Source organism: Amycolatopsis sp. lyj-109, from assembly GCF_046548995.1.
Lineage (GTDB): Bacteria > Actinomycetota > Actinomycetes > Mycobacteriales > Pseudonocardiaceae > Amycolatopsis.
This window is the reverse complement of record NZ_JAJPWR010000004.1, coordinates 81,929-94,383: the sequence shown is the minus strand read 5'-3', so window position 1 is coordinate 94,383 and position 12,455 is coordinate 81,929. Positions and strand designations below refer to the sequence as shown.

At 70.1% G+C, this 12,455-nt stretch carries 11 protein-coding genes; 3 read left to right on the top strand and 8 right to left on the bottom strand.

Annotated elements, in window-relative coordinates; genetic code table 11:
- The first annotated feature begins 67 nt into the window (after positions 1-67).
- The 3 genes from ACLJQF_RS10240 to ACLJQF_RS10230 are packed head-to-tail and all read left to right on the top strand — an operon-like array spanning position 68 to position 3,341.
- Positions 68-1,720: an AMP-binding protein gene (locus ACLJQF_RS10240; protein ID WP_410608007.1), complete on the top strand. Its 1,653-nt coding sequence runs from the start codon at positions 68-70 to the stop codon at positions 1,718-1,720.
- Positions 1,720-2,700 (top strand): phosphotriesterase, encoded by a 981-nt coding sequence (locus ACLJQF_RS10235; protein ID WP_410608006.1) that lies wholly within the window; start codon positions 1,720-1,722, stop codon positions 2,698-2,700. Before ACLJQF_RS10240 ends, ACLJQF_RS10235 begins: the two co-directional genes overlap by 1 nt.
- A gap of 14 nt (positions 2,701-2,714) precedes the next feature.
- Positions 2,715-3,341 carry a TetR/AcrR family transcriptional regulator gene (locus tag ACLJQF_RS10230; RefSeq protein WP_410608005.1) on the top strand — a complete coding sequence of 209 codons (627 nt, stop codon included), beginning with the start codon at positions 2,715-2,717 and terminating at the stop codon, positions 3,339-3,341.
- Positions 3,342-3,602: 261 nt separating this feature from the next.
- Here ACLJQF_RS10230 and ACLJQF_RS10225 read toward each other — a convergent pair whose 3' ends face one another.
- The 8 genes from ACLJQF_RS10225 to ACLJQF_RS10190 all read right to left on the bottom strand — a co-directional run bounded on the left by ACLJQF_RS10225 (position 3,603) and on the right by ACLJQF_RS10190 (position 12,040).
- Positions 3,603-4,481 (bottom strand): alpha/beta fold hydrolase, encoded by an 879-nt coding sequence (locus ACLJQF_RS10225; RefSeq protein ID WP_410608004.1) that lies wholly within the window; start codon positions 4,479-4,481, stop codon positions 3,603-3,605.
- 339 nt (positions 4,482-4,820) lie between these two features.
- On the bottom strand, positions 4,821-5,915 hold the full coding sequence (locus tag ACLJQF_RS10220; protein ID WP_410608003.1) for an acyl-CoA dehydrogenase family protein: 1,095 nt from the start codon (positions 5,913-5,915) through the stop codon (positions 4,821-4,823).
- A complete protein-coding gene (locus ACLJQF_RS10215) occupies positions 5,912-7,096 on the bottom strand; it encodes an acyl-CoA dehydrogenase family protein (RefSeq protein ID WP_410608002.1) in 1,185 nt (394 codons plus the stop codon). The genes ACLJQF_RS10220 and ACLJQF_RS10215 overlap by 4 nt, the downstream gene beginning before the upstream one ends.
- Positions 7,093-8,316 (bottom strand): acyl-CoA dehydrogenase family protein, encoded by a 1,224-nt coding sequence (locus ACLJQF_RS10210; RefSeq protein WP_410608001.1) that lies wholly within the window; start codon positions 8,314-8,316, stop codon positions 7,093-7,095. The genes ACLJQF_RS10215 and ACLJQF_RS10210 overlap by 4 nt, the downstream gene beginning before the upstream one ends.
- Positions 8,317-9,333 (bottom strand): phosphotransferase family protein, encoded by a 1,017-nt coding sequence (locus ACLJQF_RS10205; RefSeq protein ID WP_410608000.1) that lies wholly within the window; start codon positions 9,331-9,333, stop codon positions 8,317-8,319.
- Between the two features lie 148 nt (positions 9,334-9,481).
- The gene (locus ACLJQF_RS10200; protein WP_410607999.1) at positions 9,482-9,934 is read right to left on the bottom strand and encodes a MaoC family dehydratase; all 453 of its coding nucleotides are present in this window, start codon (positions 9,932-9,934) and stop codon (positions 9,482-9,484) included.
- 5 nt (positions 9,935-9,939) lie between these two features.
- Complete coding sequence (gene fabG / locus ACLJQF_RS10195) at positions 9,940-10,701, bottom strand: 3-oxoacyl-ACP reductase FabG (protein WP_410607998.1); 762 nt, start codon at positions 10,699-10,701, stop codon at positions 9,940-9,942.
- Positions 10,702-10,903: 202 nt separating this feature from the next.
- Positions 10,904-12,040: a polysaccharide deacetylase gene (locus tag ACLJQF_RS10190; protein WP_410607997.1), complete on the bottom strand. Its 1,137-nt coding sequence runs from the start codon at positions 12,038-12,040 to the stop codon at positions 10,904-10,906.
- Between the last annotated feature and the right edge of the window lie 415 nt (positions 12,041-12,455).

Sequence of the window (12,455 nt, the reverse complement as noted above, 5' to 3'; positions counted from 1 at the left end):
GACGCGGGCCGCCGTGTCCTCCTAGCGTCGGCATACCGACCGGTCGGTGTCCAAAGGAGGTCACTGGATGAGCTGGTACGACGCGAAGCCCTGGCTCGCGAGCTACGACGAACGGGTGCGGGACGCGGAACCGGCAAAGCCGACGACGGTGCCCGAGTCGTTCCGCCGGGCCGTGGACCACGTCCCGGACCGGGCCGCGATCGCGTACTTCGACGCGCGGCTGAGCTACCGGGAGGTCGACGAGCTCTCCGACGGCGTTGCGCGGTACCTGGCGGCCCACGGCTTCGCCCGCGGCGACCGGCTCGCCCTGGTGCTGCAGAACATCCCCCAGTTCGTGATCGCCCTGCTCGGCGCCTGGAAGGCCGGCGGGATCGTGGTGCCGGTCAACCCGATGTACCGCGAACGCGAGCTCACGCACGTGTTCACCGACGCCGGTGTGAAGGCGGTCGTCTGCTCGCAGCGCGGCTGGAACGCCTACATCGCGAAGACGGCGGCGGGCAACGGCGTCGGCATCGCGCTGACCACCAGCGAACTCGAGTTCCAGACCCGCGACGACGAGCGCGTCCTGGCCAAGGTCGAGCGGGAGGCGACCCCGGGCGCGACCGAACTCCTCGAAGCCGCGGCCACGCCGGGCCCGAGGCCCCCGGAGCCGGCCTTCGCCCTCGACGACACCGCACTGATCAGCTACACCTCCGGCACCAGCGGCACGCCGAAGGGGGCCACCAACACCCACGGCAACATCGGCATCAACGCCGCCGGGCTCGGCTGGTTCAGCGGCCTGCCCGCCGGCTCGACGCTCTTCGGGCTCGCGCCGCTGTTCCACATCACCGGCATGGTCTGCGAGCTCGGCTCCGCGATCGACATCGGGGGCACCCTGGCGCTGGCCTACCGCTTCGAGCCGGGCGTCGTGCTCGACGCGTTCCTCGAGCACAAGCCGTCGTACACGGTCGGGCCGTCCACGGCCTACATGGCGCTGATGGCGCACCCGTCCTTCAGCCGGGCGCACTTCGACTCGTTCGCGCTGCTGTACTCCGGCGGCGCCGCGCTGCCGCCCGCGGTCGTCGAGGCCTTCCGGGCGAAGACCGGGCACTACATCCACAACGGCTACGGCCTCACCGAAACCTCGGCGGGCTGCGTCGTGGTCCCCGGCACCCTCGAAGCACCGATCGACCCGGAATCCGGCACCATCTCGATCGGCCTGCCGGTGCCGGACACCATCGTCCGGATCCTCGGCGAGAACGGCGAAGAGCTGCCGCCCGGCCAGGCGGGCGAGATCGCCGTCGAGGGCCCGATGGTCGTCTCGGGCTACTGGAACCGCCCGGACGCGACCGCCGAGGCGCTGCCCGGCGGGCGGCTGCTGACCGGCGACATCGGGTTCATGGACGAACGCGGCTGGGTCTACGTCGTCGACCGCAAGAAGGACATGATCAACGCGTCCGGCTTCAAGGTCTGGCCGCGCGAGGTGGAAGACGTCCTGTACACGCACCCGGCGGTGCGCGAGGCCGCCGTCGTCGGGATCGCGGACTCCTACCGCGGCGAGACGGTCAAGGCCTACGTCAGCCCGGCGCCCGGGGCGACCGCCGATCCGGCGGAACTGGTCGCCTGGTGCAAGGAACGGCTCGCCGCCTACAAGTACCCGCGCACCATCGAAGTCCTCGACGAACTGCCGAAGACCACGAGCGGCAAGATCCTGCGCCGTGAGCTGCGGGCGCGTGGCTGATGATCGAAACGGTTCGTGGCGCGATCGCGCCGGAGGCGCTGGGCCGGGTGCTGATGCACGAGCACCTCTTCGTGCTGAGCCCCGAGTTCGCCGACAACTACCCGGAGCACGAGGGTTTCCGCGAGGACGAGCACGTCCCCGAAGCGATCCGGCGCCTGAAGGAGCTGAAGGAAGCCGGGATCGACACGATCGTCGACCCGACGGTGATCGGCCTGGGCCGCTACCTCCCGCGCGTGCAGCGGGTGGCGGCCGAGGTCGAGGTCAACATCGTCGTCGCGACCGGGCTCTACACCTACAACGACGTGCCGCACTACCTGCACTTCCGCGGGCCCGGGACGTTGCTGCAGGGCGAGGATCCGCTGATCGGGATGTTCACCGGCGACATCCGGGACGGCATCGGCGGCACCGGCGTCAAGGCCGGGCTGCTCAAGTGCGCCACCGACGAACCGGGAGTGACGCCGGGCGTCGAACGCGTCCTGCGCGCGGTTGCGAGGGCGCACGTCGAGACGGGCGCGCCGATCATGACGCACACGCACGCGGGCACGCGGCGTGGGCTGGAGCAGCAGGAGATCTTCGCGGCCGAAGGCGTCGACCTGACCCGGGTGCTCATCGGGCACTCCGGCGACTCGACCGACCTGTCCTACCTGACGGAACTGGCCGACGCCGGCTCGCTGCTCGGGATGGACCGGTTCGGCCTGGACCTGCTGCTGCCGTTCGAGGAGCGGGTGAACACGGTCGCGGCGCTGTGCGAACGCGGCTACGCGGGCAGCATGGTGCTTTCGCACGACGCGTCGTGCTACATCGACTGGCTGCCCGCCGCGCAGCTGCCCGCGATCGCGCCGAACTGGCACTATCTGCACATCACCCGGGACGTGCTGCCGGCGCTGCGCGAGCGCGGGGTGTCCGAAACGGACATCACGACGATGCTCGTGGACAACCCGCGGCGGTTCCTGTCGTGGCGCTATCCTGGTGCGTCCTGAGAGGGGGTACTGCGGTGACCCGAGCAAGCACCCGCAAGCCGGGCGAGGCCACCGGCGACGACCAGGCCGCCGTGCCCCGGCGGCTGCTGGAGCACGCCACGAAGCTGTTCGCCAAGAAGGGCTTCGACCGCACGTCGGTCCAGGAGATCGTCGAGGCGGCGGGCGTCACCAAGGGCGCGATGTACCACTACTTCGGGTCGAAGGACGACCTGCTGTACGAGATCTACGCGCGCGTCCTGCGCGAGCAGACCCGCCAGCTGGAGAGCGTGGCCTCGTCGGACGCGCCGTTGCGGGAGCGCCTGGCGGCAGCGGCGTCCGACGTCGTGGTGTCCAGCATCGACAACCTCGACGACAACACGATCTTCCTGCAGTCGATGCACCAGCTGTCCCCGGACAAGCAGAAGGCGGTCCGCGCGGAGCGCCGCAAGTACCACGAGCGGTTCCGGGGCCTGGTCGAAGAGGGTCAGGGGTCGGGGGAGTTCCGCACGGACAAGCCGGCCGACGTGGTGGTGGACTTCTTCTTCGGCTCGGTGCACCACCTGGGCTCGTGGTACCGGCGGAGTGGCTCGTTGACGGCCCGGCAGATCGGTGACCACTACGCGGACCTGCTGCTGGACGCGCTGAGGCCGCCGGCGGCGTAGCCCACCCGTCGGCTAGTGCCGCGCGTCGCAGGTCGTTTGCGGTTCGGGACAAACGCCACGTTGGGTCCGGCTTATCGTCCTGCCGCGGCTTGTCGTGAGTGGTATTTAGGGTTCTAGCCCTAAATACCACTCACGACAAGCCGCGGCAGACCACCCGACTACCGCATCCGACGACTTCGCCAACAGCACCGTCACATGCACCCAATGCCACATTGGGGCGCATTTTCGCGCCGGTGCCGACGAACCGCGGACGCCGGCGGGCTAGTGCCGCTGGAAGTGGTCCAGCAGCAACGCGCTCACCTCGTCGGGTGCCTCCATCGCCATCCACTGGCTGGCGCCCTCGATGATCTGGAAGCGGTACTCCGCGTCGATGTGGTGGACCGTCTGCTCCGCCGCGCTCTGGCCCAGGTACGGGTCCTCGCGGCCCCACAGGTACAGGGTCGGCACCTTGATGGGGCCCGCCGGGATGTCGAACTCGTCGGTCGTCGCGCCTCGGTACCAATTGAGCGTGGCGGTCAGCGCGCCCGGTTCCGAAAGGCGGGCCACCGCTCGTTCGACGATTGCTTTCGGAATGCGCCGGCTGTAAACAGCCCGTAATTGCGCGGCTTCGTCGCGTAAGAGGTAATGCTCGGCTTTGCCGACCGCGCGGCGGAAGAAGCGGATGTAGCCGAGGTCGTGGAACTGGCCGTCGTCGGTGGCCACTGCCTGCTGCAGGGCTGAGGGGTGGGGCGTCGAAAGCACGGTCAGGGACCGGAGGCGGTCCGGGTGGGCGGCCGCGAGGGCCCAGGCCACCATGCCGCCCCAGTCGCGGGCGACCAGATGGAAGCGGTCCGCTCCCTGGCTCTCGGCGAAGGCGAGGGCGTCGCCGACCAGGTGATCCAGTGTGTAGTGCTCGACGCCGTCCGGGCGCGCGCCCGCCGCGTAACCCCGCTGGTCGACGGCCAGCGCGCGGTAGCCGGCCTCGCCGAGGGCGTGGAGCTGCTCGGTCCAGGCGTCGGCGAACTCGGGCCAGCCGTGCAGCAGCAGGACCAGCTCGCCCGAGGCGGGGCCGGCTGCGAGTGCGCTGTGGTGGTGACCGCCGACGGTGACGGTCAATTGCTCCAGCACGCCGGCGTCGGCCGGCGCGACGGCTGTTTCCATGGCGCACAGATTAGATCCGGGAGTCGACGAGAACCATGGGAGGAAGGGCATTTTTGTCACCCTTTTACCCAGGAAGTGGCCTGGCTCACAAAATTTTCGCTCAGGTGAGCGAAAACTCCGAAGTAAACTGAATTTTCTTCATGAAATCGCCGGACTCCGACACCCGGAGCGGCCAACTCGCCCGGGTTCTCCGGCGTGTTGGCCGCTCCGGTGGCTGAGTTGGCCGCTTCAGTCGGCGTGTTGGCCGTTGCGGTCGGCGCGAACCCGAATTCGCCCACCGCGTCCGGTCAGGTCCCCGATGAGTCATTCGCGACACTCGGAACCATGGCATGGCCGCGGTCAGGCGGGCAGGTCGACCAGCTCCGCCAGCCGGGCCCGGTGCCGCCCCGGCGTGCCGAGGGCGAGCTCGTCCGCCTTCGCCCGCTTCAGGTACAGGTGCGCCGGGTGCTCCCACGTCATCCCGATGCCACCGTGCAGCTGGATCGCCTCCTCGGTCGCCTTGACCGCGATCGGCGCGTTGCGGGCCTGGGCCACCGCCACCGCGATCGGCACGTCGGTGCCCGTGGCCAGCGCGTCCGCGGCGTTGCGGGCGGCCGCGCGCGCCAGCACCAGGTCCGTGTACAGGTTCGCCAGCCGGTGCTTGAGCGACTGGAACCCGCCGACCGGGCGCCCGAACTGGTACCGGCCCTTGAGGTAGGTCACCGTCTCGGTGAGCGCCCACTCCGCGACACCGGTCTGCTCCGACGCGAGGATGCCCGCGCCGAACAGCAGCGCTTGCTCCAGCGCCGCGGCGGCCTCCGGGCCCGAGGCGACCAGCGTGGCCGGGGCGTTCTCCAGCGACACGTCGGCCACCCGCCGCGTCAGGTCGAACGACACCAGCTCCGACACGGTCGCGGCCGACGCCTCGACGACGTACAGCGCGGGACCGTCCGGGCCGGCGGCCGGGACGACCAGCAGGTCCGCCACCGACGCGTCGGCGACCGTGCCCACCCGCCCGGTGAGCGTGCCGTCCGCGGACGCCGTCACCGACGACGGGAAGCCCGCGCCCGGTGCCGTCGACAGCGGCACGGCCAGCGCGCCGATCGCCTGTCCGGCCGCCAGCTTGCCGACGAAGTCGCGGGCGCCGACGGCCACCAGCGCCGTCGTCGCCAGCACGACGCTCCCGAGAAACGGCACCGGCGCGACACTGCGGCCGAGCTCTTCGGCCACGACGGCGACTTCGCGAGCCGACGCGCCGTGGCCGCCCAGCTCTTCGGGTACGGCCAGCCCGGCCACGCCCACCTCGTCGGCCAGGGTGTGCCACAGCTTCAGGTCGTAGCCCTCCGCCGTCTCGATGCGCGCCAGCAGCGCCTCGGGAGAGGCCTTGGCCTTGAGCAGGTCGCGGACCGAAGCCCGCAGGTCCTCTTCGACGTCCGAATACAACAGGTCACTCATCGGGGGAGGTCCTTCCAGGCGACGTCCTTGTCGACGCGCGGCTCCGAGGGCAGCCCCAGCACGCGCTCGGCGATGATGTTGCGCAGGACCTCCGAGGTGCCGCCCTCGATGGAGTTGCCCTTCGCGCGCAGGTAGCGGTAGCCGGCTTCGCGGCCGGTGAAGTCGACGAGCGCCGGGCGCCGGAACGACCAGTCGTCGTAGGCCAGGCCCTCTTCGCCGAGCAGTTCGACTTCCAGGCCGGTGAGCGCCTGGTTCAGCTCCGAGAACGCGACCTTCATGGCCGAACCTTCCGGCCCGGGCGCGCCCGCGGTCAGCTGCTGGCGCAGCCGGGTACCGGCCAGCCGCAGCGTTTCCGCCTCGACCCAGTGCTGGACGAGCCGGTCGCGCAGCTCCGGCGTGCGCAGCTCGGGCCGCTCCCGCCAGGTCTTCGCGACGATCCCGATCAGGCCGCCTTCGCGCGGCTGGACGTGCCCGCCGATCGCGACGCGCTCGTTCATCAGGGTCGTCTGCGCGACCTTCCAGCCCTCGCCGACCGCGCCGAGGCGCTGGGTGTCCGGGATCCGGACGTCGGTCAGGAAGACCTCGTTGAACTCCGCCTCGCCGGTGATCTGGCGCAGTGGCCGGACCTCGACGCCGGGTGCGGTCATGTCGCACAGGAAGTAGGTCATGCCCTGGTGCTTGGGTACGTCCGGGTCGGTGCGGGTGACCAGGATGGCCCACTGCGACTCGTGCGCGCCGGACGTCCACACCTTCTGGCCGGTGACGATCCAGTCGTCGCCGTCACGGACAGCGCGGGTGCCGAGCGCGGCGAGGTCGGAGCCGGCGCCGGGCTCGGAAAACAGTTGGCACCACACCTCCTCGCCGGTCCACAGTGGACGCAGGAAGCGCTCGCGCTGCTCCGGGGTGCCGAAGGCGAGGATGGTCGGTGCGGCCATGCCGAGGCCGATGCCGATCCGGCGCGGGTTGTTGTCCGGCGCGCCCGCGTCGGTGAAGACGGCGTCCACAACGGACTGCAGCGCGCGCGGGGCGTTCTGGCCGCCGAGCCCGGCGGGGAAGTGGATCCAGGCGAGCCCGGCGTCGAACCGGGCCCGCAGGAACTCCAGCCGGTCCGTGGCCGCGGGGTCGTGCGAGGCGAGGAACTCCGTCGCCTGGCGGGTCAGGTCTTCGGCGGTGACAGTCACTTCGCGCCCTCCGAGAGGTACTTCTTCAGTTCGCGCCGGGCCAGCGAACGCTTGTGGACCTCGTCCGGCCCGTCGGCCAGGCGCAGCGTGCGGTTCCCGGCCCACATGGCGGCCAGCGGGAAGTCCTGGCTGACCCCGCCCGCGCCGTGCACCTGCACGGCCTTGTCGAGGATCCACTCGACGGCGATCGGGGTGGAGATCTTGATCGCCTGGATCTCGGTGTGCGCGCCCTGGTTGCCGACGGTGTCCATCAGCCACGCGGTCTTGAGCACCAGCAGCCGCTGCTGCTCGATCCTGACGCGGGATTCGGCGATCCAGTCCTGCACCACGCCCTGCTGGGCGATCGGCTTGCCGAACGCCTCGCGCGAGATCGCGCGCCGGCACATGAGTTCCAGTGCGCGCTCGGCCATGCCGATGGCGCGCATGCAGTGGTGGATGCGGCCCGGGCCGAGCCGGGCCTGGGCGATGGCGAACCCGTCGCCCTCGCCGGCGATGAGGTTCTCGGCCGGCACGCGGACGTCCTCGAAGAGCACCTCGGCGTGGCCGCCGTGGTCGCTGTCGTCGTAGCCGAAGACGTGCATGCCGCGCTTGACCGTGAGGCCCGGGGTGTCGCGGGGGACCAGGATCATGCTCTGCTGCTTGTGCGGCGCGGCGTCCGGGTCGGTCTTGCCCATCACGATGAAGATCTTGCACGCGGGGTTCATCGCGCCGGAGATGTACCACTTGCGGCCGTTGACGACGTACTCGTCGCCGTCACGCCGGATGGCGGTCTCGATGTTGCGGGCGTCGGAGGAGGCGACGTCCGGTTCGGTCATCGCGAAGGCCGAGCGGATTTCGCCGTTCAGCAACGGTTCCAGCCACTGCTTCTGCTGCTGCTCGTTGCCGAACATGGTCAGCACTTCCATGTTCCCGGTGTCCGGGGCCGCGCAGTTGAGCGCGGTCGGGGCGAGCCGGATGCTGCGGCCGGTGATCTCGGCCAGGGGCGCGTACTGCAGGTTCGTCAGGCCCGCGCCGTGGTCACCGGGGAGGAAGAAGTTCCACAGCCCGCGCTTGCGCGCTTCGGCCTTGAGCTCCTCGACGACCGGCGGGATGGCCCACGGGTCGTCGCGTTCGGCGAGCTGCTGCTCGAACACCGGCTCGGCAGGGTAGATGTGCGAGTCCATGAACTCGAGGAGCTGCCCGCGCAGCTCCTCGGTCTTCTCGTCGAACGCGAAGTCCATTTACTTCTCCTCTTTGAGAATCTCGTTGCCGTGCGCGATGAGCGGCGCGACCCCGGCGCCGACGCCTTCGAAGCCCGCCCCGACCGTCTGGCCCTTGCTGAAGCGGTAGTAGATGCCTTCCAGGATCACGGCGAGCTTGAAGAACGCGAAGCTGACGTACCAGTTCAACTGCGAGACGTCCCGCCCGGACAGCTCTGCGTAGCGGGCGACGACCTCGTCGGTGCCGGGGTAGCCCGGCGCCGAGCTGGCGTTGGAGACGAACGGCAGCGACACCTTGTCGCGTTCGGCGTAGGCCACCAGCAGCGCGAGGTCGGTCAGCGGGTCGCCCAGCGTCGACATCTCCCAGTCGAGCACCGCCGAGATCTTGTCGGTCCGGTCGACCAGGACGTTGTCGAGCCGGTAGTCGCCGTGGATGATCGACGGCTTGCCGGACACCGGGACCGCCGCCGCGAGCCGGTCGTGCAGTTCGTCGACGCCCGGGAGGTCCCGGCTGCGGGAGGCGTCCAGCTGCTTCTTCCAGCGCCGCAGCTGCCGGTCCAGGAAGCCCTCCGGGCGGCCGAAATCGCCCAGCCCGACGGCGGCCGGGTCGACCGCGTGCAGGTCGACGAGCGTGCCGACCAGCGCGTCGGCCATCGCCCGGGTGCGGTCCGGGCCGAGCTTCCCGAGTTCGTCGGCGGTCCGGTACGGCGTGCCTTCGACGAAACTCATCACGTAGAACTGCGCCCCGACGACGTCGGCGTCCTCGCAGAGGAGGATCGCCTCGGGCACCGGCACGGCGGTGTCACGCAGGCCGGAGATCACCCGGAACTCGCGGCCCATGTCGTGCGCGGTGGGCAGGACGTGCCCGAGCGGCGGGCGGCGCACCACCCAGCGCGACCGGCCGTCGCCCACCACGTAAGTGAGGTTCGACCGGCCGCCTTCCACGACGTCCGCGGTCAGCTCCCCGGCGACCAGGCCGGGCCGCTGCGTGTCCAGGTGGGCGCGCAGGCGGCCCAGGTCAAGCCCTGGCGGATTCATGCGGCCTCCTCAAACTCCATTCAGGGGGAGCATACCGACTAGTCGGTATGTCGTACAGCGCGCCTACCTGGAAGGGGCACTTTCACGTGAAAGTGCCGCTTTGTGCCGCAAAGCGCCGCTTTCACGTGAAAGCGGCGCCCCAGGGGGGTCACGCGAGGAACCGGGTGACCCACTCGGCGACGCAAGCGGGCTTCGCTTCGCCGTCGATCTCGATGGTCCACTTCGACACCGCCTGCTTGCCGCCCGGGATGTCGGTGATCTCCACCAGCTCGGCCCCGGCACGCACCTTCGAGCCGACCTTCACCGGCTGCGGGAAGCGGACCTTGTTGAGGCCGTAGTTGATGCCCATCTTGATCCCGTTGACCCGGTAGATCTTCGGGCCGAACGCCGACAGCAGCGACAGCGTCAGGAAGCCGTGGGCGATGGTGCCGCCGAACGGGCCCGCGGCCGCCATCGGCTCGTCGACGTGGATCCACTGGTGGTCGTCGGTGGCGTCGGCGAACTGGTTCACCCGCTCCTGGGTGACCGTCATCCACTCGCTGTACCCGAGGTGCTCGCCCGCCGCGGCGGCGAACTCGTCGAGGTTCTGGAACTCCCGCATCGGCCTCAGTCCTTCGGTCCGCCGGCAACGTAGATGACCTGGCCGGAGACGAACCCGGCGCCCTCGCTGACCAGGTACGACGTCAAGTTCGCGATGTCTTCGGGCGTGCCGACGCGCTGCACCGGGATCTGCGAAGCGGCCGCCGCCTTGAAGTCCTCGAAGCTCATGCCGAGCCGCTCGGCGGTCGCCGCGGTCATGTCGGTGGCGATGAAGCCGGGCGCGATCGCGTTGGCGGTGACGTTGAACTTGCCCAGCTCGATGGCGAGGGTCTTGGTGAAGCCCTGCATGCCGGCCTTGGCGGCGGAGTAGTTGACCTGGCCGCGGTTGCCCAGTGCCGACGTGCTCGACAGGTTGACGATCCGGCCGTACTTCTGTTCGGTCATGTGCTTCTGCACCGCGCGGGTCATCAGGAACGAGCCCTTGAGGTGCACGCCGAGCACGGAGTCCCACTCCTGCTCGGTCATCTTGAAGATCAGGTTGTCGCGGGTGATGCCGGCGTTGTTGACCAGCACGACCGGCGGCCCGAGCTCGTCGGCGACGCGCGCGACGGCGGCCTCGACCTGCTCGGCGGCACTGACGTCGAGGGCGACCCCGACGGCCTTGCCACCCTTGGCGACGATGGCCTCGGCGCCCTGCTTGACACCGGCCTCGTCGAGGTCGAGCAGCCCGACGGCGAAGCCGTCATCGGCCAGCCGCGCCGCCACGGCGGCGCCGATGCCGCGGCCGGCACCGGTGACCACGGCGACACGGGAAGGGGAATCGGTCACGGGGGACCTCCTCGTCGTTGAGAAGCGGGCTCGTGCCCGCGAGCCTACTAAGCGGTTGGTCACAGACGATACGGGTCACGGCCCGGATTTCGATGCCAACGTACGCACAATCCCGGGGCCGCGCCTGGTCCGGCGCGGTTTGCCGAGGAAGCCGCCGCGGTGGAGTGACGCCGGTGGCCAACGTCACACGGCGTGGTCTCGGTCAGCCGGCCTGGGCGGGCGGCATCGACCGGTACTTGTCGAGGACGGCGGGGTCCTGCAGCGACATCCACTTCGTGACTTCCGCGTAGGTGGCGCAGACCGTCTCGGGTTTGGTGCACACCTCGCCCATGAAGCCTTCCGCGGCCCGGGAAAACGCCCCGCCGGCCCAGTCGTTGAAGTGGTTGCCGATGACGAGCGGCGCCCGGTTGCCGTCGAAGGCGGCCCGGTAGGCGCCGCGGTAGGTGTCAAGGGTGGCCTGGGTGTACTGCCCGGCGTCGTTCTTGTTGTGGCCGAGCTGATACCACAGGTTGTAGTCCATCATGATGACCTTTTTGTGCAGCGCGGGCACCTTCACGTACGGCATCCAGAACTCCCAGATGCCGTCCAGCCGGGTGGGCCACTTGACGCCGTCGGAGGGCTGGCTGGAGTCGAAGGTGTAGCCGGCGGCGAGCATGGCGGGAAAGGCCGCGGCCCAGTTGCCTTCGAGGCACGGCGTCCGGCCGCCGGTGACGTCCTTGGCGGACAGGTGCAGTCCCAGGTGATCGCGCGCGTCGTCGACGAAGTGGCTGAACTGCCCGATTTCCTCGGTCCAGCCCTGCGCGGTCCAGCGCCCGACGCTCGGTTCGGCCCCGGCGCAGAAGTGCCCGTTGTAGTGGGTGCCGACCTGGTGCCCCGCGGCGACGGCGGCGTTGAGGTCCTGCACGCGGGTGGCCACCTCCCCGGCACTGCCGCCGAACCCGATCGAGGCCGCGCCGGGTTTGTGACCGGGCCCGGTGTAGCGCGGCCGCTGCTGGTCGGTCAGCAGGTAGATACCGGAGAGGAAGCCGCTGAAGTGCGCGTTGACGGATTTGGCGAGGGAGAGGTACCGGCCCCAGTGTTCGTGCGAGCCGGCCCCGTCGAAGGAGAAGAGGACGAACTGCGGAGGCTTTTCGCCCGGACGCAGCGGGCGCATCCACTCCGGTGCCGGGGCGACCGGTGTGGCCGTGGTGGACGACGGCGGCGGAGTCGCGTCGGCCGGCGGCGGAGCGGACCGGGCGTGGCCGCGATCGAGGGTCGTGATCAGGACCCCGGCCAAAACGAGAGCCAAGGTGACGGTGAACCAGGTGCCCGGCCGCCGTACCCATCGTGACGTGCTCATCGTAGACGCCTCCCCCTGCTACGTACCGTCACATAGAGGACGTCGAAGGGGTGAACTGGGGTGCGTGGGAGTGAGATGCGTAACCGATATGCAACCCTGTCGATGAACGGAGAGTGCGCGCCCGGGTGGCGCCTCTTCGGGCGGCGGCCTTTCAGAGGGAACCATGCGGGGGACGGCCGAAACCGTCGAGCGCCCGGCCGCGCGAACCTGAGCTGCTGTTCGCCGGCGACAACCCGACCACGCCGGCGCACGAACTGGGGTACCAGCTCGGTTTCCTCGACGAGTACGTCGATCCGCGGGCGGAACGGGCGGGTCGGCCCGCGGGGAGACGGCGCCATCGAGGGCCGCGACGCGCGCGGCCGCCAAGAGCTGACCGTGCCCTGACCGAGGAGAGGCATTGGCACACGTGTGGTAC